The organism is Nocardioides pinisoli (assembly GCF_024199985.1).
In the GTDB taxonomy this organism is placed as follows: domain Bacteria; phylum Actinomycetota; class Actinomycetes; order Propionibacteriales; family Nocardioidaceae; genus Nocardioides; species Nocardioides pinisoli.
Window position 1 is genome coordinate 277,032 of record NZ_JANARS010000006.1, and the last position, 26,366, is coordinate 303,397.

The window sequence follows — 26,366 nt, forward strand, 5'->3', positions numbered from 1 at the left end:
GAGTTCCTCTGTCCCTCGTGGATTGGGTGGTGGGTTTGGTGCTGGCGCGAGTCGTCTCGCGGGGGTTGTGAGCCCGGCAGGCAGCTTCCCCACTACCTGCCGGGCCGTCTGGGGGTCAGCCCGTGTGCACGGGCTGATCGTCGGCGGCTCGCTCGAGCCGCAGCATCTTGATCTCGGCGTCGAAGTCGTCGACCGACTCGAACGCGCGGTAGACCGAGGCGAAGCGGAGGTAGGCCACCTCGTCGAGCGCCCGCAGCGGCGCCAGGATCGCGAGGCCGACGTCGTTGGCGTCGAACTCGGCCTGCCCGCTCAGGCGCAGGGCGTCCTCGACCTCCTGGCCGAGGCAGGCGAGCTGGGCATCGGAGACCGGGCGGCCCTTGCAGGCCTTGCGGACGCCAGCGATCGCCTTGTCGCGGTTGAACGGCTCGGTCGCGCCGGAACGCTTGAGCACGGTGAGCTGCATCTTCTCGACCGTCGTGAACCGGCGGTCGCAGGCCGCGCACGTGCGGCGACGACGGATCGAACCGCCGTCGTCGGCGACCCGGGAGTCGAGGACCTTGGTGTCCTCGTTCTTGCAGTAGGGACAGTGCATGCTGGTCCTCCTCTCGGACGTCTCAGGGCGCGCTTCATACACCCGTACAACGGGGTGCCGGCTGGGGATGTTCCTGTGGACAACTAGCCTGTAGCTGTGCGGTTCGCCCTCTGGCCTGTGCACCAGATGTGGATAACTACAGCGGTGTAACTACTAGATGTAGTGGTAACCGTACGCCCCGGCCACAACGCATGGCAAGCGAACGCGTGAAGTCCGCGAGGCAATTTCTGAGCACGTCCCTGACCTGCGGTTTTGGGCGGATGTGCGTCTCCCGACCGGCGCGCCGCACGACGTCTCGCGTCGCTTCCGGGCGGTTCCCGTGCCCCCATCAGGCCGCGTCCGACACAATGACCTCGTGTCCACGGGGGGTAAGCGAGCAGGGTCGCGGAGGGCCGCTCCGGCGCCACGCACCCTCAACAAGGCTGCCCTCGGACTCGGCGCCGCGATCACCCTCTGCGTGGTCGCCTGGGGCTACCTCGTCTACGCCGCCATCGACTTCGGTACGGCGGCGCGCGGGGGCACCGGCGGCTCGGCCTGGAGCTTCATGGCACTGGCCTGCCTCGGCGCGATCGTGTGCCTCTTCGTCGGCCTGCTGCTGGTCGCCCGGCTCATGCGGGTCCTCGGGATCACGACCCCGCCGCCGTCCGACGACGCTCCCCCGCGTCCCGTCGGCGGGAAGCGCGCCGCTCGCTGATCGCCCCTGCCGCGCCCTTGCGCGGTGGCTGTGGTCCACCCGGTGGACCACAGGGACCGCACTACTCGAGGACGAGCTGCGGGAGCGCCTCGACGACCTCGAGGTCCTCCTCGTCCCCCTCGACCGTCAGGGTGTCCGGGATCGACGTCCACTCCCCCTCCCCGATGCGGTACTCGCCCGCATAGGTCGTGTCCACGCGTACGACGACGTCGCCGGTGCGCGCGTACTGGTGGGTGATCTCCAGGTCGGGGTGCGGGCTCCCGGGGCTGGCGGTCGTGGTGCTGGTGTCGTCGCCGAAGTAGTAGGTGTAGGAGACCGGCACCGCGCGGATCACCACCGACTGGCCGGCGATCGTGAGGGACTGGTCGATCGACTGGTGGTCGGGTGTGTAGAAGTTGGTGTCGAAGTTGACCAGCGTGCGCCCGCCGCGCGGCTGAACGACGAGCTCGGACGACGGCCAGGCGATCCGCTTGAACTCGCGGAGGACCAGCTTCGCGATGTCGATCTCCTGCACCGCGTTGTCCGGCACGCACACGTCGCCTACGTCGACTCCGTCCCGGAAGATGTCGTGGACGTAGCCGGGCTGGCCGCCCTCCTCGCACTCGACGTGCTCGACACAGATGCCGCCGTTGCCGCACTGGATGGCGACCACCCAGGTGTGCGTCTCGCCAGACGAGCTAGAGGCCTCATAGTCGGCGAAACTCCACATGCAGGTACTACTGGCACCCCAGAGGCCAACGCTCTCTGAACAATTTCCCTCTGCGTGAGATGGCGGAGCCGGACTGATCAAGGTCGCACAGATCACGAGCAGGAGACCGGCGTACCGCGATACCGAGGTTGCCATCACTAGCGCCGCGCGTAGTGGGCCACACGCCAACTGTCGCCACGGCCTGCCAAGGTCACGACGTATTTACCGGTCCCAGCCGGATACTCGTCCTGCACATCGTCTTGCGCGTTTCGGACGATGGTTTCAGGCGTCTGCATATCGAGTTCGAACGTCGGCGGTTCTTTCCCAACGCGTCTCAGCAAGGTGATCTTCGAGCCACCAAACTCAATCGATCCACCCGCGCCGTAGACCTCTTGCACGGTCCGGATCAGGTCCGCACAGGCCTGGCATCCCTTCGATATCGCGCGGAACGCTTCAACATTCCCAGTCACCTGCATCTCGTCGCCCGCCTTTACCCAGCGGCGGACAAACGCCTCCGGGCTCTCCGCCTCGGGCGTCTCCAACTCCGTCGGCGTCGGCGTCGGCGAGGAGCTGGTCGGCTCGGGGATCTTGGGCGCGGGCTCGGGGTCGTCCGAGCACCCGGCGAGGAGGGCGGGGACCGCGAGAGCGAACGCGAGTGCGCGGCGTACGTGCATGAGGTGCCTTCCCGAGAACAACGTCAGCACCGCCGAAACTACCCATCCGAGCGTGGGTCGAACCAGAGCGACGGCAAAACCTGTGGAGAACTTGCGCGGCGCGCGCGGTGGCGGCACATGACACCGGACCGGCCGCCCAAGCTGCGATCTGCCGCCACCCCCAGCGCCGTACGGCCGAAGGTGGCAGCACATGACACCGGACCGGCCGTCCAAGCTGCGACCCGCCGCCACCCCCAGCGCCGTACGGCCCAAGGTGGCGGCAGACGACACCGGACCGGCCGTCCAAGCTGCGACCCGCCGCCACCCCCAGCGCCGCACCGCCGAAGGTGGCGGCACATCACACCGGACCAGCCGTCCAAGCTGCGACCCGCCGCCACCCCCAGCGCCGTACGGCCGAAGGTGGCGGCAGATGGCACCCCGGCAGCCCTCCGAGATGCGATCTGCCGCCACCCCCAGCGCCGTACGGCCGAAGGTGGCGGCACATGACACCCCGGCAGCCCTCCGAGATGCGATCTGCCGCCACCTTCCGGCTCGCACGACGGACCACCACCCCCGGGCCGCGAGACCAGCCAGCCGACGGGAACGAGGACGAAATGCGCCGAGGGGCGGGCCACTGGGCCCGCCCCTCGGTCTTCCCCTTTGGTTCCACCAGCCGGGGTCGAAGCGGCTGATGGAGGCCTCGCGCGTCAGTCGGAGACGACCGGGACGCGGAGCTTCTGGCCGGCCGAGAGGCCGGCGGACTCGAGGGCGTTGAGCCGCTCGATCTCGCTCATCATGGAGCGGACGTCGCCGTCGGTGGCGATCTCGCTGGCGATCCCCCAGAGGGTGTCGCCGGGCGCCACCTGGACGATCTCGGTCGGGGCGGGCTGGCCGGCCTCGTCGGTGCCGACGGCACCGCCGGCGAGCATGAAGGCCACGCCCAGCACCAGGAACAGGGAGGTCATGAAGACCACGAGCCGGCCCCGGCGGGTCAGGCGAACCGTCGACCGGGCGCGTGCCGGGGCGGGGGAGAAAGCGGGGGAAAGGCTGAGGGTGCTCATGGTGGCCTCCTGGGGAAGATTCAGCCGGGTTGTCTGTCGAACGAATGTCTAGTCGGACCCACCGACAGCGGCCTCGGCCACCGGGCGTCGATCAGACGTTCGATCGAACATGTGTACGACGGTAGAGCACCTGTTCGAACAGGTCAAGCACCTGACCGAACGAATGTTCGAGGGGCCGGAAGGCCTGCGGAGGAGACCTCCAACGGTCCTACCGACGGCGCATGCCGAGGACGAGCGTGGAGGCAGTCGACACGAAACGGAGCACGTCATGTCACGCAAGAAGGTCCTGGTCCTCGGCGGCAACTTCGCCGGTCTCACCGCCGCCCTGACCGTCAAGCACGAGCTGCACGGGGACGTCGACGTGACGGTCGTGTCGTCCTGCGACGACTTCCTCTTCACGCCCTCGCTGATCTGGGTGCCGTTCGGCAAGCGCATCCGCCGCGACATCACGTTCAAGGTGGGACCGACCTTCGAGGAGCACCAGGTCGACTTCGTCCACGCCGAGGCGACCGCCATCGACCCGGTCGCCAAGCGTGTGGAGACGGCCGCCGGTCCCCAGGACTACGACTACCTCGTCATCGCCACCGGCTACCGCAACCGCTTCGACGTCATCCCCGGACTCGGCCAGGACGGCAACGCCCACACCATCACCACGATGGAGGACGCCCTCCACGCGGGCGAGGGCTGGCGCCGCTTCATCGACCGCGACGAGCCCGGCGACATCGTCATCGGCGCGACCCAGGGCGCCGGCTGCTTCGGCGCGGCGTACGAGTTCCTCTTCAACACCAGCTACCAGCTCAAGAAGGCCGGCCTGAAGGACAAGGTCAGGCTGACCTACGTGAGCGCCGAGCCGTTCCTCGGCCACTTCGGCATCGGCGGGCTCCCCCACGGCGAGAGCCTGCTCGGGATGTTCCTCAAGAAGGAGAAGATCCACGCCGTCCTCGACACCGCGATGGACCACGTCGACGAGGGCCGCCTGGTGCTCGCCGACGGGCGCACGATCGACTTCGGCTACGCGATGATCATCCCGCCGTTCTCCGGCCAGGAGGTCGTCCGCAAGGTCGAGGCGATCTCCGACGACAACGGCTTCGTCAAGGTCCGCGACACCTACCAGAGCGAGGCCTACGACGACCTGTACGCCGTGGGCGTGGCCGCTGCGGTCGAGGTCCCGTGGACGACGGCGACGCCGGTGGGCATCCCCAAGACCGGCTTCCCGACCGAGCAGCAGGCCCACACGGCCGCGCTCAACATCGCCGCCCAGGTCCGGGGCGAGGAGCCGGCGGAGCACAAGGCGTTCGGCGACATCCCGGCGGTGTGCGTGATGGACGCCGGCAACAACGGAGTCGTGATCCTCGCCGACAAGATGCTGCCGCCGCGCAAGCACGGGGTGCTGATCCCCGGACCGCAGGCGCACGTGATGAAGCTGGGCTTCGAGAAGTACTTCCTCTGGAAGATGAAGCACGGCCAGGTGCGGCTGCCCTGACCGTCCCGACCGGGGCCGGTCAGCGCCGCTTCATCGCCCGACGGCCCTGGGCGGCGAACAGCCGGGCCGCGTGCTGCAGCGTGCCGGGTGCGAGGGCTGCGCTCCGCGCGACTCCCCCGCGCCAGGCCGGCACGGTCCGCACGACCCGGCGCGACCCCACCAGGTCGACCGCGGCGGCGGCGACCTCGGCGACGCCGAGGATCGCGCCTCCGGACCACGTCAGCTGCGAGCCCATCCCGTCGGGGTCCTGCGCGGCGAGCATCGCGGTGTCGACGCCGTCGGGGCACAGGGCGTGGACCCGCACGCCGCGCGGCGACTCGGCGTTGACCGACGCCGACAGCGAGACGACCGCGGCCTTCGTGGCGGCGTACATGCTGTAGCCCGGCACCGGCGCGAGGCCGGAGAGCGACGCGACGTTGACGACGTCGCCGCCGCCGGGCCCGAACGCCGCGAGCGCCGCGCGGGTGCCCCACGTCGTACCGAGCAGGTTGACCTCCACCAGCCGGCGCACCTGCTCCACCGAGAGGGCCGCGAGCAGGCCGTCGTCGCCGACGCCGGCGTTGTTGAACCACGTGGTGAGCGCGCCGTGCCGAGCCGCCTCCTCCGCGACGAGGCGGTGCGAGTCCGGATCGCGTACGTCCTGGGCGAGGCCTGCGACGGCGCCGATCTCGGCCGCCGTGGTGGCCGCCGCCCAGCCGTCGACGTCGCCGATGACGACGTGGTGGCCGCGGGCGACCATCAGCTCCGCGATCCCACGCCCGATCCCGCGGGCTCCACCGGTGACGACGCACGAGGTCTGCATCTGCCGACACTAGCGACACGCGGCTTCGAACAGGTGTTTGATCCCACCCCTCCGGGAGGTCTACGGTGGTCGCACCGGTTCCCCCCTGTCCAGCCGCGGACGGCGGGGTCGACGTAGTGGAGGACGCATGGCCAAGCAGGACGACAAGAACGTCATCGAGATGCCCGACGGCCCCCCGGACGCCACCGGCCTGACCCCGCGCCAGCAGCGGGTGCTCGCCACGATCAAGGACTCCATCGAGAACAAGGGCTATCCGCCGTCGATGCGCGAGATCGGCCAGGCCGTCGGCCTCACCTCGTCCTCCAGCGTGGCCCACCAGCTGCGCGTGCTCGAGGGCAAGGGCTTCCTCAAGCGCGACCCCAACCGTCCGCGCGCCCTCGAGGTGTTCCTGCCCGAGGTGATGGCGGCACGGCGCAGCATGTCCGGCGCCGAGGAGAGCACCTTCGACGAGACCGGCATCGGCGACGCCCTCCCCACTGCGACCAACGTCCCCGTCGTCGGCCGGATCGCCGCCGGTGGCCCGATCCTCGCCGAGGAGCAGGTCACCGACGTCTTCCCGCTCCCCAAGCAGCTCGTCGGCGACGGCACGCTCTTCCTCCTCGAGGTCTCCGGTGACTCGATGGTCGACGCGGCGATCTGCAACGGCGACTACGTCGTGATCCGCCAGGAGCAGACCGCCACCAACGGCCAGATCGTCGCGGCGATGATCGAGGGCGAGGCCACCGTCAAGACCTTCCAGCGCAAGGACGGCCACGTGTGGCTGCTCCCCCACAACGACGCCTACGACCCGATCCCGGGCGACGACGCCACGATCCTCGGTGTCGTGACGGCGGTGCTGCGCAGCCTCTGACCGGAGACGCGCTGACCAGCGAGGGTGCACGATAGCGGCATGAGCAACCTCGAGCAGTCCTATGACTACGTCATCGTCGGTGCGGGGGTCGCTGCGGCGAGCGCCGTGAAGGGCATCCGGTCGCAGGACGGGAGCGGCCGGGTCGCGGTGATCGGCTCCGAGCCCGACAAGCCGGTCTACCGGCCCGTCCTGACCAAGGACCTCTGGCTCAAGGACGACGAGACCCTCGAGGGCTCGTCTCTGGCCGGCGACCTCGACGAGGACGAGGCGGTCGACCTGGTCACCGACACCACGGTGACCGAGATCGACCCCGGCGCCCACGTCGTACGCCTCGCCGACGGCAGCACCGTCGGCTACGGCAAGCTGCTGCTGGCCACCGGCGCCGAGCCGCGCGTCCTCGCCGTCGACCCCGGCCCGCGGGTCATCTACTACCGCACGGCCGCCGACTACCAGCGGCTGCGCGCCGTCGCGACCGAGGGCAGCCACGTCGCGGTCGTCGGCGGCGGCTACATCGGCTCGGAGATCACCTCGGCCCTCGTGCAGAACGGCGTGCAGGTGACGCTCGTGCTCGACACCGAGGACGTGCAGGAGCAGATGTTCCCGCGCGCGCTCGCCGCGACCATCACCAAGGCCTTCGCCGACCGCGGCGTCACCGTCGTGCACGGCTCGGTCGAGGGCGGTCAGGAGGACGACGGCGGCGTCCGGATCCGCCTCGACGACGGCACCTCCATCACCGCCGACGCGGCCGTGATCGGGGTCGGGGTGCTGCCGCGCACCGGCCTGGCCGAGGCCGCGGGCCTCGAGGTCGACAACGGCGTGGTGGTCGACGAGCACCTGCGCACCAGCGACCCGGACGTCTACGCCGCGGGCGACGTCGCGTCCTACCCCGACGCCCTCCTCGGGCGCCGTCGCGTCGAGCACGTCGACCACGCCGAGAAGTCCGGCGAGCACGCCGGCAAGGTGATGGCGGGTGCCGACGAGGCCTACGGCTACACGCCGTTCTTCTGGTCCGACATCCTCGACTACGGCTACGAGGCCGTCGGCGAGACCCGCAGCGACCTCGACCTCGTCGAGGACTGGAAGGACGGCGAGGTCGGCACCGGCGTCGTCTACTACCTCAAGGCCGGCCAGGTTCGCGGCGTGCTGCTCTGGAACGTCTGGGACAGCGTCGGGAAGGCCCGCGACCTCATCGAGGAGACCGGCAAGGAGCCGGTCGCCGACCCCGAGACCCTGCGTGGGCGGATCCCCCTCGGCTGAAGCCGGCCGGCGGCGCGCTGCGTGTAGCCTCGCGGCGATGTCCACCCCTGACGCTCCCCCGCCGGAGCTCTTCCGCACCCGCCCGGGCAACCGGCGCCGGCTGACGCCGCACGCGCAGGCCGAGGTGGACCGGCTGGCCGCGGCGGGCGGGGCGTCCGCCTGGCTCAGCCCGCTGGCGTACAACCTGACGATCAGCCACAGCCACCGGTTCGTCTGGTACCGCGTGGCCAAGGTCGCGACGCGCACCATCCGCCACCACTGCGAGACCCACGGTGTGAGCATGGACGTCGACCACGCGATGCGGGTGCGCTACCCGCTGGCCAGCTTCGCCGACTACTTCACCTTCGCGTTCGTGCGCGACCCGCTCGACCGCTTCGTCTCGGCGTGGCAGGACAAGGTCGTCGACCACAACTACTACGACTTCGACCCGGCGACCCACGAGCGGATGCAGACCGTCGAGGAGTTCGCCCGCTGGACCGCCGCGCAGGACCTCTCCGCGGTGCCCGGCACCGACCAGCACCTGACCCTGCAGAGCCGGATGATCGACCTCAACCGGGTCGACTTCGTGGGGCGGCTCGACACGTTCGACCGCGACTTCGCCGAGGTGTGCGAGCGCATCGGCGCTCCCGCGGTGCCGACCGCGCCGAAGAACCAGACCGCGCCCGGCGGCCGTGACCGGCAGGCCTCCGGCGAGCTGCGCGAGCTCGTGGCGCGGATGTACCGACGCGACTACCAGCTCTTCGGCTACCAGGAGCCCATCTGATGACGTTCGAGCGCCCCACCTTCAGCACCACCTCGATCCGCGAGGGCTACGACACGGGCGAGGTCGACCGGGCCGTCGAGATGGTCCTCGACGACCTCGCCCTGCCCGAGCCGCGCCTCGGCGCCGACCAGATCACCGCGCTGCGCTTCACGCCGGTCCGGCTGCAGCAGGGGTACGACATGGGCGAGGTCGACAGCTGGCTCGACCTGGCCGCCGCGGAGACCGAGCGCCGCCGCGTGGGTGGGGTCGAGCCCGGGCAGCAGTCGGCACCCGCGACCACGGAGGCTGCGGCACCGGCACCCGCCCCGACGTCGTACGCACCCGCGACGTCGACCGCGATCACCGAGGTCAAGGCCGGTGGCCCCGGGCTCTACCTGCTCGTGCTGGCGGTCGTCGTGGTGGTCGGGTTCTTGGCCTACGTGGCCCTCACTTGAGGTTCACGCGCCACCGAGCCGCTTGAGCGCCTGGCGCACGAGCGCGGGATCGGTGGTCGACCACATCGGCGGCAGCGAGGCCTTGAGGAACCGGCCGTAGCGGGCGGTCTCGAGGCGCGGGTCGAGGACGGCGACGATGCCGCGGTCGGTGGTCGTGCGGATGAGGCGACCCGCGCCCTGCGCCATCAGCAGGGCGGCGTGGGTCGCGGAGACCTCCATGAAGCCGTTGCCACCCCGGTCGTCGGCGGCCTTGGCGCGCGCTGACATCAGCGGGTCGTCGGGCCGCGGGAACGGGATGCGGTCGATGATCACCAGCTGGCAGGTGTCGCCCGGCACGTCGAGGCCCTGCCACAGCGAGAGCGTGCCGAAGAGGCAGGTGTGGGGGTCCTCGACGAACTGCTTGGCCAGCTCGGGCAGCTGCGCGTCGCCCTGGGCCAGCGTGGTCAGGTGGGGCAGGCGTGCTCGCACGGCCTCGGCGGCGGTCTCGGCGGCGCGCCGCGACGAGAAGAGGCCGAGCGTGCGGCCGTCGAGGGCGTCGACGAGGTCGCAGATCTCGTCGAGCTGCGCGGGGCCGAGGCCGTCGCGCCCGGGCGGGGGCAGGTGGCGCGCGACGTAGAGGATGGACTGCTGGCCGTAGTCGAAGGGCGAGCCGACGTCGATGCCCTTCCACGGCAGCGCGGTGTCGGGGTCGCTGGGCGCGACCTGCGAGCCGACGCGCTCGGTGGGCTTGAGGCCCAGCGAGGTGGCGACCGCACCGAACTCCCCGCCCAGCATCAGCGTCGCGCTGGTGAAGACGACCGTCTTGTCGGTGAGCAGCTTGTCGCGCATCGGGCCCCACACCTGCAGCGGTGCGATGTGGAGCCGGGCCGGGAACCGGTCGCGCGCCTCGCCCAGCCACAGCACGTCGGCCTGGGAGCCGGCGGCCATCCGCTCGGCGTTGACGAAGACCTCCTGCACCATGCCCTTGGCCTGGGTGCGGCCGGCGTCGCCCTCCCCCTCGCCGCCGGACTCGCGCGGGAACGCCGACAGGCAGGCCCGCGCCGCGTCGCGTACGAGCACGAGGGCGTCGGAGAGCTGGGTGGACACCTCGTCGATCCGGCCGGGCGGCGTCGCCTCGAAGGCCTCGGCCAGCTGCTGCGCGGCGTCCTCCAGGTCGCCGGCCGGGTCACCGTCGCCGTCGGTCCAGCGCATGGCCCGGCGCGCCGCCCGCTCGATGTCGGAGACGCCGAGCTCGTCGGTGGCCGCCTGGGTGACGCGCGCCGTCAGCTCGTGGGCCTCGTCGATGACCACGGTGTCGTAGTCGGGGATCATCGGGACGTCCTCGATCGCGTCGATCGCGAGGAGGGAGTGGTTGGTGACGACCAGGTGGCTGCGGTGCGCCTTCTCCTTGGCCTGCTCGGCGAAGCACTCCTGGCCGAACGGGCACTTGCTGGCGCCGAGGCACTCGCGGTGGTTGACCGAGACCTGGCGCCACTCGCGGTCGGTGTGGCGCGGGGCGTTGTCGCGCTCGCCGCTGCCCTTCTGCTCCGCCTCCTCCTCGGCCCACGCGCGGAGCTCGAGCACCTTCTCGGCCATCGCGCCCAGGGGTACGTCGACCAGCGTGCCCTGGTCGTCGGGCACGCCGGCGCGGATGCGGTGCAGGCAGGCGTAGTTGGACCGGCCCTTCAGGACGGCGTACGACGTGTCGATCCCCGGCACGCCCTTGACCGCCTCGACCAGCCGGGGGAGGTCGCGCTCGACGAGCTGGTGCTGCAGGGCGAGGGTCGCGGTGGCGACCACGACGCGCTTGTCGTGGAGCATCGCGGGGACGAGGTAGCCCAGCGACTTGCCGGTGCCGGTGCCGGCCTGCACGAGGAGGTGGCGGCCCTCCTCCATCGCCTCGGCGACCTCGGTCGCCATCTGCACCTGGCCGTCGCGCTGCTGGCCGCCCAGGGCGGCGACCGCCGTGCCGAGCACCTCGGCGACCGGGGTGCCGACGGCGGGTGGGGCGGTTGCGGTCTCAGGCACCAGAGCACCCTACGTGGCGGCGCCGACGCTCCGTCGTACGCCGTCCACAGCCGGGCTCAGTAGTCCTTCTTGCGGCCGATCTGGCGCTCGATGCGGCGCTCGGGCTGGCCGAGGACCCGGGCCAGGATCTTCACCCGGTAGCGGTAGGCGACCACGGCCAGGACGACGATGAGCAGGAACCACAACATGGGGCGATCCTACGCGGCGCCACCCAGCGCGCCGGGGCGACGACCTGGTGGGGAAGTCCGACACCTGGAGGGGGTTGTACCCCCCACCAAGTGGCGGACTCCCCGCTCGAGCGGGGAGTCCACCAGAGGCGCGAGCGCGCTCCCGGGAAAGAAGGAAGGACGCGAGGTCAGACGACGGCGCCGGAGTCCTCGGGCGCCCGCTCGACCTTCTCCTTCTTGACCCGGCTCATCGGCCACTTCTCGTGGAAGTAGGTGAGGATCGGGGTGGCCACGATGACCGAGGAGTAGGTGCCGACCACGAGGCCGACGAGCAGGGCGATGGCGAAGTCCTGGAGCGAGTCACCGCCGAGGAAGACGAGAGCGGCCAGGATGAACATCGAGCCGAGGCCGGTGTTGACCGTGCGCGGGATCGTCTCGATGGCCGCCGTGTTGGAGATGTCGATGAACTTGTCCTCGGGCTTGGAGCCCCACCAGCGTTCGCGGATGCGGTCGAAGACGACGACGGTGTCGTTGACCGACAGACCCACGATCGTCATGGCCGCGGCCAGGAAGATGCCGTCGATCGGCTTCTGCAGCCACGCGAAGAGGCCGACCACGAGGATGACGTCGTGCGCCATCGCGAGCACCGCCGCGACGCCGAAGGTCCACTTGAACCGGATCGCGAGGTAGAGCAGCTGGGCCAGGAACGCGACGCCGAAGGCGATGAGGGCGTTGTTGCGCAGCTGCTCGCCGAGCGAGGCGCTGATCTGCTGGTCGTCGACCTTGCTGACGTCGCCGCCGACCGAGGCGAGCTCGTCCTCGATCCGCTGCTCCTCGTCCTCGGACACCTCACCCACGCGCACGGTGAAGTCGGCGGTGTCGGCGGTCTGCACCACGGCCTCCGGGAAGCCGGCGGCCGCGACGGCCTCGCGGGCCTGGTCGACCGTCATGTCCTTGCTGACCGAGTAGTCGAGCTGGCGACCGCCGGTGAACTCGACGCCGAGGTTGAGCCCCTGCGTCGCGATGCCGGCGATCGCGACCACGAGCGCGGCACCGGTGAGGCCGAGCCAGGCCTTGCGCCGCTTCATGACCTGCGGGTCCTTGCGGTCCAGCCACTGGCGCACCCTGCCGATGGACCCGAGGCCGCTGATCGCGGGGCGGCGGGAGACGGCCTTGTTGGACACGGCGAGGTCGCAGAGCACGCGCGCGACGATCAGCGCCGAGATCATCGAGGCGATGACACCGATGGACAGCGTCACACCGAAGCCCTTGATCGGGCCGGAGCCGAGGAAGAACAGCAGGCCGGCCGCGAGCAGGGTGGTGACGTTGGAGTCGATGATCGCGCTCCACGCCTTGTTGAAGCCGACCGCGAGCGCCCGTCTGAGCCCGGCGGAGGGATAGGCCTGGTACTCCTCCCGGGCTCTCTCGAAGACCAGCACGTTGGCGTCGATCGCCATGCCGATGGCGAGCACGAAGCCCGCGAGGCCGGGCAGCGTCAGCGTCGAGCCGAGCCCGACGAGCATGGCGTACGCGAGCAGGGCGTAGGACGCCAGCGCGAGCGTCGCGGCGAAGCCGACGAGCCGGTAGACGAAGATGATGAAGAGGCCCGTGAGGGCGATGCCGATGATCCCGGCCTCGACCGAGGCGTCGATGGCCGCGGCGCCCAGCGAGGGCCCGACACGGCGGGAGGAGATCGCGCGCAGCTCGAGCGGCAGCGCGCCGCCCTCGATCAGCGCGGCGAGGTCCTTGGCCTCCGTCGAGGTGAAGTTGCCGGTGATGTCGGTCGAGCCGCCGCGGATGCCGACGTTGCAGCCGACGTCGGTGTTGACCTCGGGCGAGGAGATGACCTCACCGTCGAGGACGATCGCGATGCGGCGCTTGGGGTCACCGGCCGGGTTGCACGCGGCCTTGCCGGTGATGTCGGCCCAGGTGTCGCCGCCGGCGCCGTTGAAGTCGATGGCCACGACCCACTCGACGCTCTGGTCGCGCTGGACGGCGCTCGCCCCGCTGATCTCCTCGCCCTGGATGACTGTGGGGCCGACCTCGATCGTGTCGCCCTGGTCGGACGGCAGGACCTGGTTGTTCTTCTTGCTCGGCTCGGCGTCGGGCTGGGCGGTGCCGATGACCTCGTGGATCGTCAGCTGGGCGGTGCTGCCGATGCGCTCCTCGGCCCGCTGCGCCTCCTCGTCGCTGGTGACGCCCGGCAGCTCGACGAGGATGCGGTTCTCGCCCTGGCGCACCAGCGTGGACTCGGAGACACCGAGGGCGTCGACGCGGCCGCGCAGCACCTCGAGCGTCTTGTCGACGTTCTCGGCCGTGGCCGGGGTCTGCTCGGTGCCCTCCGCCTCGAAGATGAACTGCGCGCCGCCGCGGAGGTCGAGGCCGAGGTTGGGCTTGACGTTAACGGCGAGCGCCACACACCCGACCAGCAGGCCGAGCACGAGGATGAAGCGGACCCAGACACCACGTGACATGCGCGACATCCTCCCTGACGAGACTTCGAACGCCCGAATCCGGGCCCGGACGGGTCAACGGGTGGCCCCGACGGAACGTTCCGGGCTGCACGTGGACGCAAAACGCGAGTGACTGTACGCCGTAGTAGGTATCGACACGGAAACAGCCCCGGGTGTTGTGTGGGTCACACCGCGGATCCCCCCTCGCGGCAGTCACCTCTTGGGAGCACACATGTCACCACGCATTCCACGGGCCGGCGCCACCCGCCTGGCCACCGTCACCGCCCTCGTCGCCGCAGGACTCGCCGCCACCGCAGCGGGTGCCACGGGCAACGCCGGACGGGACGACGCACCACGCGAGCTGGCCCGCGCGGCCGACGGCGACACCACACAGATCGTGATGGTGAAGGCGCCGACCGTCGCTGACCGCAACGAGGTCATCGACCTCGGGCTCGACGTCACCGAGCACGCCGACAAGCGCGGCATCGAGGTCGTCCTGCACGACGCCGAGGACGCGCAGACCCTGCGCGACGCGGGCTTCAGCTGGCGGGTCACCGTCAAGGACCTCGACGCCCTGATGAAGAAGAACCGCAAGGCCGACCGCGAGTACGCCGCCTCGGTGGCGGAGTCGGGCCTGCCCAGCGGCCGCACGTCCTACCGCACCTACGACGACTACCTCAGCGACCTCGACCAGCTCGCGAGCGACTACCCCTCGCTCACCCGCCCGTTGACGCTCGCCAACAAGACGGTGCTCGGCGAGGACATCCGCGGCATCGAGGTCACCGTCGACGCCGACAACGTCACGGACGGCAAGCCGGTCTTCCTCCTCATGGGCGCCCACCACGCACGCGAGTGGCCCAGCGCCGAGCACACCATCGAGTTCGCCTTCGACCTGCTCCAGTCCTACACCGCCGGCGACGCCCGGGCGCGCGACCTGCTCTCGCGCTCGCGGGTCATCCTGGTGCCGGTCGTCAACGTCGACGGCTTCAAGATCTCGCGCACCGCCGCTCCCCTCGGCGACTTCTCCCTCTTCGACTACGAGATGAAGCGCAAGAACTGCTCGATCTCGGCCAACACCCCGGCGCAGTACCGGACCGGGTCGTGCGACGACAACCCCGCCGGACGACTGCGCGGCACCGACCTCAACCGCAACTACCCCGGCTTCTGGGGAGGCGGCGGCGCCAGCCCGAGCTGGTCCAGCGACACCTACCGCGGCGACGCCCCGGGCAGCGAGCCCGAGAGCGACGCGGTCCGCAAGCTCATCTCCGAGCGCGCGGTCACGGTGATGATCTCCAACCACACCTACAGCAACCTGGTGCTGCGTCCCCCGGCCATCGCGACCACGGGACTGGCGATCGACGAGCCCGAGCTGAAGGCGCTCGGCGACGCGATGGCCTCGAAGAACGACTACGTCAGCCAGGCGTCCTACCAGCTCTACGACACCTCCGGCTCGACCGAGGACTGGAGCTACTGGATCACCGGCGGCTTCGGCTACACCTTCGAGATCGGTGACGAGGGCTTCCACCCGGCCTACGAGGAGGCCGTCGTCGGCGAGTACCTCGGCCTGGCACCCGCGGACGGCGCCGGGCTCGGCGGCAACCGGGAGGCGTACTGGCTCGCGACCGAGGCGGCCGCCGACCGTGACCTCCACTCGGTCATCCGCGGCACCGCGCCGGCCAAGCACACGGTCAGCGTGTCGAAGACGGTCACGTCGGAGACGTCGCCGGTCATCCAGCTCAACGGCACGACCAGCGCCCCGCTGCTCTACACCGACAACCTGCGCACCGACTACACGTCCACGGGAGGCCGGTTCACCTTCGACGTCAACCCGTCGACCCGCCCGCTCGTGATGGGTCGCTACGGCCGGGAGGCCCAGGCACCGCCGCAGGCGCCGATCACCCTGACCAACCCGGCCGGCGTGCCGGCGGTCGGGGCGAGCGAGTTCGTGACCTTCGACGTGCAGGGCATGCCGACCGTGGACAACGGCTTCCTCGTCGTCTCGGTCAACTGGCCGGCCACCGCCGACCCGGAGGCCCAGGACTGGGACTTCTTCCTCACCGGCCCCGACGGTGAGCCGGTCGGCTCCGGGGCCACGCTGGCCAACCCCGAGGTGATCCGGATCCCCGACCCGCAGCCGGGCACCTACACCCTGGAGGCCAACAACTACGCCGGCGGCTCGGCGCAGTACGACTGGTCGGGCTCCGTCTCCTTCGAGGGACCGACCCCGCCCAGCCCGACCGGTACCAAGGAGGCGTGGCTGCTGAGCTGCGCCGACAAGCGAGGCAATGTGCTCGCGACCCGCGAGGTCATCGTGGACCGCGGCGAGACCATCGACGTGGGCAACGCCTGCAAGAGGGTCAAGGACTGACGTCCGCGATCGCCTGACAACTCCAGGAAGACGCTGACATGTTCAGGGATCCCCGGTCAGCCGGGGATTCCTGAACATGTCGCGCCGCGCAAGGCCTGACAAGTTCAGGGGTCCCCGGCCAGCCGGCCGTTCCGCGCGGGGCCGCGAGCCGTTCCGCGAGCGTCACCTCAGCGGGCGTAGGCCTCGAGCTCGCCGGCGAGGTCGGCGTTGGCCCGGCCGACGACGAGGGTGCCGTCGCCGGTGTGCTCCATCGAGCCGATCTCGGCCTCCTGGTGGATGCGGTTGACCAGGTCGCCGCGCTCGTAGGGCAGCAGCACGTCGAACTCGACCTGCGGCCGCGGCAGCTCGGACTCGATGGTCCGCAGCGCGTCCTCGATGCCCTCGCCGGTCTTCGCGCTGACCACGACGCTGTGCGGCTCACGCGCGCGCAGCCGGCTGATCACCAGGGGGTCGGCGGCGTCGGCCTTGTTGACCACGATGATCTCGGGCACCTTGGTCGCGCCGATCTCGGCGAGCACCTCGCGCACCGCGGCGATCTGGCCCTCCGGGTCGGGGTGCGAGCCATCGACCACGTGGAGCAGCAGGTCGGCGTCGGCGACCTCCTCCAGCGTCGAGCGGAACGCCTCGACCAGGTCGTGGGGCAGGTGGCGGACGAAGCCCACGGTGTCGGACATCGTGTAGACGCGGCCGTCGGAGGTCGTCGTACGACGCGTGGTGGGGTCGAGGGTCGCGAACAGCGCGTCCTCGACAAGGACGCCCGCGTCGGTCAGCCGGTTGAGCAGCGACGACTTGCCGGCGTTGGTGTAGCCGGCGATGGCGACGCTCGGGACGTGGTTGCGGCGGCGCGACTGGCGCTTGACCTCGCGGGTGCCGCGCATCTCCTTGAGCTCGCGGCGCAGCTTGGCGATCTTGGTGTTGATGCGGCGCCGGTCCGTCTCGATCTTGGTCTCGCCGGGACCGCGGCCGCCGATGCCCTCACCGCCGGCGGCCCGGCCACCGGCCTGCCGGGACAGGTTGCCGCCCCAGCCGCGCAGGCGCTGCTTCATGTACTGCAGCTGCGCGAGCTCGACCTGCGCCTGGCCCTCCTTGCTCTTCGCGTGCTGGGCGAAGATGTCGAGGATCAGCGCCGTGCGGTCGACGACCTTGACCTTGATCTTGTCCTCGAGGTTGCGCAGCTGGCTCGGCGCGAGCTCGCCGTCGCAGATCACGGTGTCGGCGCCGGTGGCCTGCACGATCTCGCGGATCGCCTCGACCTTGCCGCGGCCGATGTAGGTCGCCGGGTCGGGCTTCTGCCGGCGCTGGAAGACGGCCTCGAGCACCTCGGAGCCGGCGGTCTCGGCGAGCAGCGCGAGCTCGGCCATGGAGTTCTCGGCGTCGGTGACCGACCCGTCGGTCCACACACCGACGAGCACGACCTTCTCCAGGCGGAGCTGGCGGTACTCGACCTCGGTGATGTCCTCGAGCTCGGTGCGCAGGCTGGCGACCCGCCGCAAGGCGTGGCGCTCGGCGAGCTCCTGCGCCCCGAGCGTCAGCTCCTCGGGGTCGGCGTCGTCGTAGTCGACGTCCGTGTCGTCGGCGTAGCCGGACTGGCCGAACTCATCGAAGGGGGCGTCCTGCAGCAGCTCGTCGTCGAGCTCGATCGTGTCGTCGTCCCAACCGCGGGTGGCGTCGAGGGCGTCACTGAGGTTGAAGTCAGGTGCGTTCGTCATATGCCGACAAGGGTAGGTCGCGCAGGCTCACCTGCGCGAACGGTTTCGCGCAGGGCGGACGGCGCCGGGCCTCAGGCGCGGTGCCGACCGGCGGGGACCGCGGGCTCCCCGACCAGGGAGCCCTCGTCGACGAACTCGTCGCACGCAGCGCGTACGTCGTGCGGCGTGTGGCCCGGACCCACCACCACGACCCGTACGCCGGCCGCGTGCAGGCGGTGCAGCAGCGGGAGCATCGAGGTCATGTCGCCGGCCAGGACCACCTCGTCGACCGACGCCTCACGAGCGACGTCGACGGCGTCGATGGCCAGCGCCACCCGCGCCTGGTCGTCGTCGTCGGCGAACTGGTGGAAGGAGTGCAGCCCCTGCCGCCGGAGGTGCTCGACCCACGACCCGAGGTCGGACCGGCTCCAGTCTGCGTAGGCGCGGCACACGGTGACCGACCCGCGCGCGGGGAGCCGGTCGAGCAGCCCGGCCGCCGCGTCGGCGGTGATGCGCCGGGCGTCGATCAGCACGGCCACCCGCCTCGCCTGCTCGGGGTCGTCCCCGGTCGGCCGGCGCGGGAGGACCCGAGCGGCGGACGGGCCGGGCGCCGACTTCTCAGGTCCCACAGGTGCCGACGCGGCCGGCGGCGCTGGATGCGCTGGATGCGCTGGCGGGGCTGGCTCGGGTGCGACCCGAAGGGCGCCTCCCCGGCGCACGCCCACCCAGCGTCGTACGAGCGTCGCCAGCTCGTTGTCGTCCCCACGAGCCGTCGCTGCGCGCGGCTCCACCACGTTCGTCATCGTGCCCCCCACAGGCGTTGATGCATGCTTCCCGCCAGCACCATCCACCCTTACGGGCGTCCCGTGCCGGGGATCGCTCGAATCGTGGACGACGGTCTGGACCAGTCAGGCGGCCGGCGCGGGGTGGGGCGTCACTTGGGTGGCATCCGGATGCCGCCGTCGACGCGGATCGTCTCGCCGTTCATGTAGGAGTTGGTCAGGCACTCCACGACCATGCTGGCGAGCTCGTCGGCGCGGCCGAGGCGCTTGGGGAAGAGGACGTTCTGGCCGAGGTTGGCCTTGAACTCCTCCGGGTCGGGGAACGCGTCGTAGATCGGGGTGTCGATCAGGCCCGGCGCGACGGTGTTGAGCCGGATGCCGGCCGCGGACAGGTCGCGTGCGACCGGCAGGGTCATGCCGACCACGCCGCCCTTGGAGGCGGAGTAGGACGCCTGCCCGATCTGGCCGTCGAAGGCGGCGACCGAGGCGAGGTTGACGATCGCGCCGCGCTGGCCGTCGGCGTCGGGCTCGTTGCGGCTCATCACGGTCGCGGCCTGGCGGGTCATGTCGAAGGTGCCGATCAGGTTGATCTCGACGACCTTGCGGAAGGCGTCGAGGTCGTGGGCCTGCTCGAGCAGGCCGTCGCGGCCGATGGTGCGCTGCGCCCAGCCGATGCCGGCGGAGTTGACGCACGCCCGCAGCGGGGCGATCTCCGCGGCCGCCTCGACGGCGGCGGCGACCTGCTCGGTCCGCGTCACGTCGACGGCGGCGAAGACGCCACCGATCTCCGCGGCCAGCGCCTCGCCCTTCTCGGCGTTCAGGTCGGCGACGACGACCACGGCGCCCTTCGCGGCGAGGGCGCGCGCGACCGCGGCGCCGATGCCGCTCGCGCCGCCGGTGACGATGGCGGTGGATCCGGTGATGTCCATGGCGCGGATCTTATGGCCCGGTCTCGGTACATCCGTACGCGCCTTCGTTCCTCAGGCGCGCGGCCACTCGACCTGGTCGAGCCCACCTGTCGACCTCGTGCCTCGATCGACGCTGCCCGCCTCAAAGGTCGGTGGTGCCCTCAGCGACGAGGACGGCGGGGCCGGTCATCAGGACCCGGTCGTCCTCGGTCCACACCACGTGCAGCGTGCCGCCGGGGACGTCCACGCGGTACGTCGTCCCGCGCGGCGCGTCGTCGGCCAGCGCGGTGGCGACCGCGACCGCGCAGGCACCCGTGCCGCAGGAGCGGGTCTCCCCGGAGCCGCGCTCGTGGACGCGCATCGCGACGTGGTGCTCACCGCGGCGCACCACGAACTCGACGTTGACGCCCTCGGGGTAGATCGCGTCGTCGTGCTCCGGCGGCTCGAGCAGCGGGCCGGGCGCGGCGAGGTTGTCGACGAAGGCCACGGCGTGGGGGTTGCCCATCGAGACGTGGACCGCGGGCCACGAGCGGCCCATCACCGACACCTCCGTCTCGCCGAACACCTCGGGGGTGCCCATGTCGGCGGTGTACTCGTCGCCCGTCCGGTCGAGGACCTTGACCCCGTCGCGGGTGCGGATCCGCATGGGGAAGGCCTCCCCCTCGCGCTCGTGGAGGTAGCGCGCGAAGACCCGGACCCCGTTGCCGCACATCTCGCTGACCGAGCCGTCGGCGTTGCGGTAGTCCATGAACCAGCCGTCGTCCTCGCGGACGGCCCGCAGCACACCGTCGCCGCCGATGCCGGACCGGCGGTCGCACAGCGCCCGCACGCGCTCGGCGGGCAGGTCGCCGTGCACCGTGCCGTCGGGGTCGGGCAGCACCACGAAGTCGTTCTCCGTGCCGTGGCCCTTCAGGAAGGGGTAGCTCACCCGGGAAGTGTCCCACCCCGCCCGGCGGTCAGCGCGGGTCGACCACCTTCGCGGACCCCTTGCCACGACGGCTCGGCTCGGCCACCGCGGTCAGCCGCTTGCGCGGACCGATCTCGATCGCGGTCGCCGCACCGATCTCGGCGGCGCTGGTGAAGGCGTCGCCCGCCGGGACGAGGGTGTGCCCGAGCGCCGTCAGCGCCGGCCCGTAGGCCGCGATGAACGCCGGCTCGGCGGTCACGTTGGCGGTGTTGCGCTGCGTCGCGCGCGGCGCCGCGATGGCCTCCTCGATCGTCATCCCGAGGTCGATGCGGTTGACGAGCATCTGCAGCACGGTCGTGATGATCGTCGAGCCGCCGGGCGAGCCCAGCGCCAGGAACGGCTTGCCGTCCTTGAGCACGATCGTCGGCGACATCGAGCTGCGCGGGCGCTTGCCCGGCTGGATGCGGTTGGGGTCGGCGGCGTCGTAGACGGTGGAGAAGTCGGTGAGCTCGTTGTTGAGCAGGAAACCGTGGCCCGGCACGACCATGCCCGAGCCGCCGGTCTGCTCGATGGTGAGCGTGTACTCGACGACGTTGCCCCACTGGTCGGCGACGGTCAGGTTGGTGGTGGAGATGTTCTCCGTGTCGGCGTCGGTCGTGCCCTTGGCCGACGACGGCGCGCACACGCCGTCGTAGGACGTCACGTCGCCGGCCGCGACCGGCTTGGTGGCCGCCTTCGCCGGGTTGAGGGAGCACGCCCGCTCGGCGGCGAACGTGTCGTCGAGGAGCCGCTTGACCGGTACGTCGACGAACGCCGGGTCGCCGACGTACTTGCCGCGGTCGGCGAACGCCAGCGCGCTGGCCTCGAGGTAGTGGTGGAGCGCCTGCTCGGGGGTCATCGACGACAGGTCGTAGCGCTCGAGGATGTTGAGCGCCTCGCCCACGGTGGTGCCGCCGGACGAGGAAGGCGCCATGCCGTAGACGTCGTGGCCGCGGTAGGTCGTGCGGGCGGCGCGCTGCGAGCGGACCCGGTAGTCGCGGAGGTCGCGCGCGGTGAGCCAGCCGGCGGGCACGGGGAGCTCGGTGTTCTTCGTCGTGCGCGGCTTGCGGACGATGTCGGACATCAGGCGGGCGAGCTTGCCGCGGTAGAACGCCTTGGTGCCGCGCTGGGCGATCATGTCGTAGGTGTCGGCGAGCTCCGGGTTGCGGAAGACCGAGCCGACCTTGGGGGCGTCGCCCTTGGGCAGGAAGAGCTTCTTGGAGTCCTTGAAGGCGGCGAAGCGCACCTCGTTGTCCAAGGTCTGCTGCCGGAAGGTCTCGTCGACCTTGAAGCCGCGACGCGCGACCTTCGTGGCCGGCGCCAGCGCGTCGGCCAGCGACATCGTGCCCCAGTTGCCGAGCGCCTTGTCCCAGGTGGCGAGGGTGCCGGGGGTGCCGACGCTCGCGCCACTGGTCACCAGGTCGGGGGTGAACGTGTAGGGCTTGCCCGTCGCGGGGTCGATGAAGGCGTCCTGCGGCATCTTCATCGGGGCGGTCTCGCGGCCGTCGAGCGTGCGGACCTTGCCGGACTTGGCGTTGTAGAAGACGAAGTAGCCGCCACCACCGATGCCGGCGCTGTAGGGCTCGGTGACGCCGAGCGTCGCGGCGGCCGCCACCGCCGCGTCGACCGCGTTGCCGCCGGCCTTGAGGACCTTGAGGCCGGCCGCGCTCGCCTCGGGGTCGACCGTGCTGATCGCACCGCCCTTGCCCACCGCGGTGGGGTCCTTGACCGTCGGGCGGTCGGAGGTGGTCGACGGCGCCGGCGCGCTGGACACGGCCTGGGCGGCCGGCTGGGCGGGGACCGGGGTCGCGACGAGGGCGGCGGCGACCGCGAGGCCGCTGGCGGCCGAGACGCCGGCGGTGACACGGCGAGCGAGGTGGGGCATGGGGGTTCCTCCCGGGAGTCGGTGGTCCCACCCTGCCGCCGTGCCGGGGGGTTGTCCAACACCCCCGCGGGTGCGTCGCCGCACCCTCCGGACCGGCGGTGGCGGTGGACCGGACGGCGTCAGCGGACGACCGAGTAGCGCCCGCACATGAAGTCGCGGTTGCGGGCGACCTCCTCGAGCCGCAGCTCGACGTGGCGCGGCAGCACGGGAGCCCCGCTGCCGATCGTCACGGGCGCGTACTGCAGCCACACCTCGTCGAGCAGGCCCGCGTCGTGGAACTGCCCGACCAGCTCGCCCCCACCCACGACCCAGAGGTCCTTGCCGTCGGCCGCCTCGGTCATCTCGGCGTGCACGCGGCGCACGTCGTCGCGGTCGAACCGGACGCTCGCCGGCGCCTCCGGGAAGGTGCGGTGGGTCAGCACCCAGGTCGGCAGCGGACCCCACGGGTCGTCGTCGTGGTCGAGGATCCACTGCCAGGTGGTGGCCCCCATGACGCAGGCGCCGAGCCGCTCACGGAAGCCGCCGTAGGACATCGGGCCCTCCTGGTCGATGTCGCGGGAGGTCAGCCAGTCGAGGGAGTGGTCGTCGGTCGCGATGAAGCCGTCGAGCGTGCAGCCGGTGTAGTAGATCGTCGCCATCGGACCACCATGACACTGACCACCGACAGCGACGCCCGGTCGCGCGTGACCGTCCTAGCCGCCGAGCCGCTCGACCGCCCCGACCGCCTTCTCCACGCGGTCGGGGTCGTCGTGCGCGACCCACACGATGCGCGGGTCCTTGCGGAACCACGAGTCCTGGCGGCGCGCGAAGCGGCGGGTGGCGACGGTGGTCTGCTCGACCGCCTCGGCCAGGCTCCGGTCGCCGGCGAGGAAGCCCATCACCTCGCGGTAGCCGATCGCGCGCGACGCGGTGCGCGCGTCGGCGAGGCCGCGGGCGAGCAGCGCCTCGACCTCCTCGACGAACCCGCTGGCGAACATCTCCTCGACCCGCCGGGCGATGCGGGCGTCGAGCGTCGGCCGGTCGATGTCGACGCCGATCTGCACGGTCAGCGGGTCGACGTACTCCAGGCGCGGGAGGCTGGCGCTGAACGGCCGTCCGGTGAGCGCGACGACCTCGAGCGCACGTACGACGCGGCGCCCGTTGTCGGGCAGGATCTGCGCGGCCGCCTCGGGGTCGACCCCCGCCAGCCGCTCGTGCAGCGCGTGGCTGCCGATCCGGTCGAGCTCGACCTCGAGCTCGCGGCGGAGCGAGTCGTCGGTGCCCGGGAACTCGAAGCGGTCGAGGATCGCGCGGGTGTAGAGCGCCGAACCGCCGACGAGCACCGGGGTGGCGTCGCGGCCGCGGATGTCGGCGATCGCCTCGCGCGCCCAGCCCTGGAAGAGCGCGACGGTGGCCGGCGCGGTGACCTCGTAGAGGTCGAGCAGGTGGTGCGGGATCCCTCGCCGCTCGGCGACGGGCAGCTTGGCGGTGCCCACGTCCATGCCGCGGTAGACCTGCATCGCGTCGGTGTTGACCACCTCTCCCCCGAGCCGCTCGGCGAGGTCGAGACTCAGCCCGGTCTTGCCCGACGCCGTGGCGCCGACGACAGCGACGACCGGTCGGGGCACACGAGGCATGCCGCGATTGTCGCAGCGTGGCTAGTCTCGGCGGTGCCGGAGTCCTCACCCGCCGGGGTGGCCGGCGCCGACCCGAGGAGCACCCATGAGTTTCCTGAACAAGGCGAAGGCCAAGCTCACCGACGCCGTCGACCAGCACGGCGACAAGATCGCGCAGGGCATCGACAAGGCCGGCAGCATGGTCAACGAGAAGACCGGCGGCAAGCACGCCGACAAGATCGACCAGGCCACCGGCAAGGCGCGTGACGCGCTCGACTCGCTCGACGGCAGGAACGACGACATCCCGCCGACCACGCCCCGCTGACCGCGTGACCGACCGCTTCGCCCTCGTCCCGGCGTCCTACGTCTACCTGCTCCGCGACGGCGCCGGCGGCACGGAGGTGCTGCTCCAGCGACGCGGGCCGGTCCCCTACATGCCCGGCCACTGGGCGGCCGCGGCCGCCGGGCACGTCGAGCCGGGAGAGACGGCGTACGACGCCGCGCGCCGCGAGGCCCTCGAGGAGCTCGGCATCACCGACGTCGCGCTGGAGTTCGTGCTGACGATGCAGCGCAGCCAGTTCGGGCCGGCGGTGGAGGAGCGGGTGGACTGGTTCTTCACCGCCCGCTCGTGGAACGGCGACCCGCGCATCGTCGAGCCCGAGAAGGCGGCCTCCCTGGGGTGGTTCGCCCTCGACGCCCTCCCCGAGCCGATGGTGCCGCACGAGGCGCACGCGCTCGCCCACCTCACCTCCGGCGTCGGCTACCTCACCTTCGGGTGGGACGCCCGCCCGACCGGGGGTGGCCCTCTGGGGACGGTCGAGGCAGGATCGCCGGAGACCAAGGGAGGGAAGCGATGACCAACGAAGAGCTCAGCCCGATGCCCGAGCCGTATGCGGAGGAGCCCCAGCTGGTGCCCGGCGGCGTCGACGCACTGGAGGACGACCCGGCCGACACCGGCCTGGCGCGGGACCTCGACCCGGACGACAACCCGGCCGTCGACGACGTCCTGCCCGACGAGATCGCCGAGCCCGACGAGAAGCCGCAGGCGCCCGACGGTGAGACCGAGGACAAGGAGTCCGACACCCCCCGCGCCGGCCAGGAGGCCGAGGACGGCTCGCCGGAGCCGCCCGCCTGACCCTCGCAGGCCTGATCCACGCACAACGCGGTGGCTGTGGTCCGTGGGACGGACCACAGCCACCGCGCTGTCGTTCTCCACAGGCGACGCGGGCCGTCTGGCGTGCACCACGCCGCCAGGACGAGGGTGGGGCGATGGATCTCGACGCCTGTTCCGGAGTGCTCGCCCAGCAGTCGGGTGTCATCTGCCGCAGGCAGCTGACCGCCGCCGGAGCACGTGGCCACGACGTCAAGCGCCTGCTGCGCCGACGCGACCTCGTACGCCTGTACGACGGCGTCTTCGTCAACCACACGGGCCGGCCCACGTGGGTCCAGCGGGCGTGGGGCGGGGTCCTGCTCGCATGGCCGGCCGCCCTGGCCCGGGACAGCGCCCTCCGGGCCGGCGACGGACCGGGCCGTGCCGGCCGCGACGACTCGGTGATCCACCTCGCCGTCGACCGCCACCGCACGCTGCAGGTGCCCCGCGGCTACCGCCTCCACCGGATCAGTGACTTCGAGGCCAAGGTGCAGTGGAACGCCAGCCCGCCGCGCGTGCGCATCGAGGAGGCCTTGGTCGACGTGGCTGCGGCAGCCAGCGGTCGGTTCGACGCGATCGCCACCCTGTCCGACGCCGTCCGGGCCCGGCGCACCACGCCGGAACGCATCCGAGACGCCCTCGACGCACGGGCGAGGATCGCGCATCGGGCCTTCCTGCACGGTGTGCTCACCGACCTCGGGCAGGGCACGTGCTCGGTCCTCGAGCACGGTTACCTCACGCTCGTCGAACGCCCGCACGGTCTGCCGGTCGCCGAACGCCAACTCCTCGACTCGGTCAACGGCCCGCTGTACCGGGACGTCGTCTACGGGGTCGGGCAGATCGTCGAGCTCGACGGCCGGATGTGGCACGACAGTCCCCACCAGCGTGACGCCGACCTCGACCGCGACCTCGACGCGGCTGTCGAACGACTCGGCACCGTGCGACTCGGGTGGGGCCAGGTCTTCGCCCGGCCGTGCGCGACCGCGTTCCGCGTGGGCCGACTGCTCAACGCGCGCGGGTGGCCGGGCACCACGCGGACGTGTCCCGCGTGCCCCCAGAGCTTGCGGCAGGCGAGCTGACCAGGACGGCCCGTCCGAGAGTGCGGTGGCTGTGGTCCATCCGGTGGACCACAGCCACCGC

The 26,366-nt window shown here is 71.5% G+C and carries 26 protein-coding genes; 11 read left to right on the forward strand and 15 right to left on the reverse strand.

All coding sequences use genetic code 11. The features are described from left to right. Nucleotides 1-115: 115 nt before the first annotated feature. Nucleotides 116-592: a transcriptional regulator NrdR gene (gene nrdR / locus NCI01_RS15350; RefSeq protein ID WP_254182374.1), complete on the reverse strand. Its 477-nt coding sequence runs from the start codon at nt 590-592 to the stop codon at nt 116-118. Nucleotides 593-947: 355 nt separating this feature from the next. Between nrdR and NCI01_RS15355 the strand changes: the two genes are divergently transcribed. Then, nucleotides 948-1,286 carry a hypothetical protein gene (locus tag NCI01_RS15355; protein WP_254182375.1) on the forward strand — a complete coding sequence of 113 codons (339 nt, stop codon included), beginning with the start codon at nt 948-950 and terminating at the stop codon, nt 1,284-1,286. 61 nt (nt 1,287-1,347) lie between these two features. Here the strand turns inward: NCI01_RS15355 and NCI01_RS15360 are convergent, their stop codons facing one another. The 3 genes from NCI01_RS15360 to NCI01_RS15370 form a co-directional block, all read right to left on the reverse strand. Then, on the reverse strand, nt 1,348-1,938 hold the full coding sequence (locus NCI01_RS15360) for a hypothetical protein (protein WP_254182376.1): 591 nt from the start codon (nt 1,936-1,938) through the stop codon (nt 1,348-1,350). Nucleotides 1,939-2,132: 194 nt separating this feature from the next. Further along, a complete protein-coding gene (locus tag NCI01_RS15365) occupies nt 2,133-2,678 on the reverse strand; it encodes a hypothetical protein (protein WP_254182377.1) in 546 nt (181 codons plus the stop codon). 656 nt (nt 2,679-3,334) lie between these two features. Beyond that, nucleotides 3,335-3,688 carry a LysM peptidoglycan-binding domain-containing protein gene (locus tag NCI01_RS15370; RefSeq protein WP_254182378.1) on the reverse strand — a complete coding sequence of 118 codons (354 nt, stop codon included), beginning with the start codon at nt 3,686-3,688 and terminating at the stop codon, nt 3,335-3,337. A gap of 268 nt (nt 3,689-3,956) precedes the next feature. On the opposite strand from NCI01_RS15370, the gene NCI01_RS15375 reads away from it, so the two are divergent. Next, the gene (locus tag NCI01_RS15375; RefSeq protein WP_254182379.1) at nt 3,957-5,171 is read left to right on the forward strand and encodes an NAD(P)/FAD-dependent oxidoreductase; all 1,215 of its coding nucleotides are present in this window, start codon (nt 3,957-3,959) and stop codon (nt 5,169-5,171) included. A 19-nt stretch (nt 5,172-5,190) separates the two neighbouring features. Here the strand turns inward: NCI01_RS15375 and NCI01_RS15380 are convergent, their stop codons facing one another. Beyond that, on the reverse strand, nt 5,191-5,973 hold the full coding sequence (locus NCI01_RS15380) for an SDR family NAD(P)-dependent oxidoreductase (protein WP_254182380.1): 783 nt from the start codon (nt 5,971-5,973) through the stop codon (nt 5,191-5,193). A gap of 127 nt (nt 5,974-6,100) precedes the next feature. Between NCI01_RS15380 and lexA the strand changes: the two genes are divergently transcribed. From lexA to NCI01_RS15400, 4 genes are read left to right on the forward strand one after another with little or no spacing between them, the layout of a single operon-like run. Then, a complete protein-coding gene (lexA, locus tag NCI01_RS15385; protein ID WP_254182381.1) occupies nt 6,101-6,823 on the forward strand; it encodes a transcriptional repressor LexA in 723 nt (240 codons plus the stop codon). Between the two features lie 39 nt (nt 6,824-6,862). Beyond that, nucleotides 6,863-8,080 carry an NAD(P)/FAD-dependent oxidoreductase gene (locus tag NCI01_RS15390; RefSeq protein WP_254182382.1) on the forward strand — a complete coding sequence of 406 codons (1,218 nt, stop codon included), beginning with the start codon at nt 6,863-6,865 and terminating at the stop codon, nt 8,078-8,080. Between the two features lie 37 nt (nt 8,081-8,117). Continuing rightward, complete coding sequence (locus tag NCI01_RS15395) at nt 8,118-8,843, forward strand: sulfotransferase family 2 domain-containing protein (protein ID WP_254182383.1); 726 nt, start codon at nt 8,118-8,120, stop codon at nt 8,841-8,843. Next, nucleotides 8,843-9,277: a DivIVA domain-containing protein gene (locus NCI01_RS15400; RefSeq protein ID WP_254182384.1), complete on the forward strand. Its 435-nt coding sequence runs from the start codon at nt 8,843-8,845 to the stop codon at nt 9,275-9,277. Before NCI01_RS15395 ends, NCI01_RS15400 begins: the two co-directional genes overlap by 1 nt. Nucleotides 9,278-9,280: 3 nt before the next feature. Here NCI01_RS15400 and NCI01_RS15405 read toward each other — a convergent pair whose 3' ends face one another. From NCI01_RS15405 to secD, 3 genes are all read right to left on the reverse strand, one after another. Continuing rightward, the gene (locus NCI01_RS15405) at nt 9,281-11,284 is read right to left on the reverse strand and encodes an ATP-dependent DNA helicase (RefSeq protein ID WP_254182385.1); all 2,004 of its coding nucleotides are present in this window, start codon (nt 11,282-11,284) and stop codon (nt 9,281-9,283) included. Between the two features lie 56 nt (nt 11,285-11,340). Beyond that, entirely contained in the window at nt 11,341-11,472 is a 132-nt protein-coding gene (locus tag NCI01_RS22350; RefSeq protein WP_302182090.1) for a hypothetical protein, read from the reverse strand. A gap of 167 nt (nt 11,473-11,639) precedes the next feature. Next, nucleotides 11,640-13,925 carry a protein translocase subunit SecD gene (gene secD, locus NCI01_RS15410; RefSeq protein WP_254182386.1) on the reverse strand — a complete coding sequence of 762 codons (2,286 nt, stop codon included), beginning with the start codon at nt 13,923-13,925 and terminating at the stop codon, nt 11,640-11,642. A gap of 211 nt (nt 13,926-14,136) precedes the next feature. Between secD and NCI01_RS15415 the strand changes: the two genes are divergently transcribed. Then, nucleotides 14,137-16,272 (forward strand): M14 family metallopeptidase, encoded by a 2,136-nt coding sequence (locus tag NCI01_RS15415; RefSeq protein ID WP_254182387.1) that lies wholly within the window; start codon nt 14,137-14,139, stop codon nt 16,270-16,272. A gap of 167 nt (nt 16,273-16,439) precedes the next feature. Here the strand turns inward: NCI01_RS15415 and hflX are convergent, their stop codons facing one another. The 7 genes from hflX to miaA form a co-directional block, all read right to left on the reverse strand. Next, nucleotides 16,440-17,981, reverse strand: coding sequence for a GTPase HflX (hflX, locus tag NCI01_RS15420; RefSeq protein WP_254182388.1), 1,542 nt, complete (start codon nt 17,979-17,981; stop codon nt 16,440-16,442). 71 nt (nt 17,982-18,052) lie between these two features. Beyond that, the gene (locus NCI01_RS15425; RefSeq protein ID WP_254182389.1) at nt 18,053-18,499 is read right to left on the reverse strand and encodes an NYN domain-containing protein; all 447 of its coding nucleotides are present in this window, start codon (nt 18,497-18,499) and stop codon (nt 18,053-18,055) included. A gap of 395 nt (nt 18,500-18,894) precedes the next feature. Continuing rightward, entirely contained in the window at nt 18,895-19,671 is a 777-nt protein-coding gene (locus NCI01_RS15430) for an SDR family oxidoreductase (RefSeq protein WP_254182390.1), read from the reverse strand. Nucleotides 19,672-19,792: 121 nt separating this feature from the next. Then, nucleotides 19,793-20,578 carry a diaminopimelate epimerase gene (dapF, locus tag NCI01_RS15435; protein WP_254182391.1) on the reverse strand — a complete coding sequence of 262 codons (786 nt, stop codon included), beginning with the start codon at nt 20,576-20,578 and terminating at the stop codon, nt 19,793-19,795. A gap of 28 nt (nt 20,579-20,606) precedes the next feature. Further along, nucleotides 20,607-22,481: a gamma-glutamyltransferase gene (ggt, locus tag NCI01_RS15440; protein WP_254182392.1), complete on the reverse strand. Its 1,875-nt coding sequence runs from the start codon at nt 22,479-22,481 to the stop codon at nt 20,607-20,609. A 119-nt stretch (nt 22,482-22,600) separates the two neighbouring features. After that, on the reverse strand, nt 22,601-23,119 hold the full coding sequence (locus NCI01_RS15445; RefSeq protein ID WP_254182393.1) for a dihydrofolate reductase family protein: 519 nt from the start codon (nt 23,117-23,119) through the stop codon (nt 22,601-22,603). 54 nt (nt 23,120-23,173) lie between these two features. Next, the gene (gene miaA, locus NCI01_RS15450) at nt 23,174-24,097 is read right to left on the reverse strand and encodes a tRNA (adenosine(37)-N6)-dimethylallyltransferase MiaA (RefSeq protein WP_254182394.1); all 924 of its coding nucleotides are present in this window, start codon (nt 24,095-24,097) and stop codon (nt 23,174-23,176) included. Between the two features lie 85 nt (nt 24,098-24,182). Between miaA and NCI01_RS15455 the strand changes: the two genes are divergently transcribed. The 4 genes from NCI01_RS15455 to NCI01_RS15470 all read left to right on the forward strand — a co-directional run bounded on the left by NCI01_RS15455 (nt 24,183) and on the right by NCI01_RS15470 (nt 26,305). Next, nucleotides 24,183-24,401, forward strand: coding sequence for an antitoxin (locus NCI01_RS15455; protein ID WP_254182395.1), 219 nt, complete (start codon nt 24,183-24,185; stop codon nt 24,399-24,401). 4 nt (nt 24,402-24,405) lie between these two features. Continuing rightward, complete coding sequence (locus NCI01_RS15460) at nt 24,406-24,933, forward strand: NUDIX domain-containing protein (protein WP_254182396.1); 528 nt, start codon at nt 24,406-24,408, stop codon at nt 24,931-24,933. After that, entirely contained in the window at nt 24,930-25,211 is a 282-nt protein-coding gene (locus tag NCI01_RS15465; protein WP_254182397.1) for a hypothetical protein, read from the forward strand. The genes NCI01_RS15460 and NCI01_RS15465 overlap by 4 nt, the downstream gene beginning before the upstream one ends. 134 nt (nt 25,212-25,345) lie before the next feature. Further along, a complete protein-coding gene (locus NCI01_RS15470) occupies nt 25,346-26,305 on the forward strand; it encodes a hypothetical protein (RefSeq protein ID WP_254182398.1) in 960 nt (319 codons plus the stop codon). Nucleotides 26,306-26,366 lie beyond the last annotated feature (61 nt).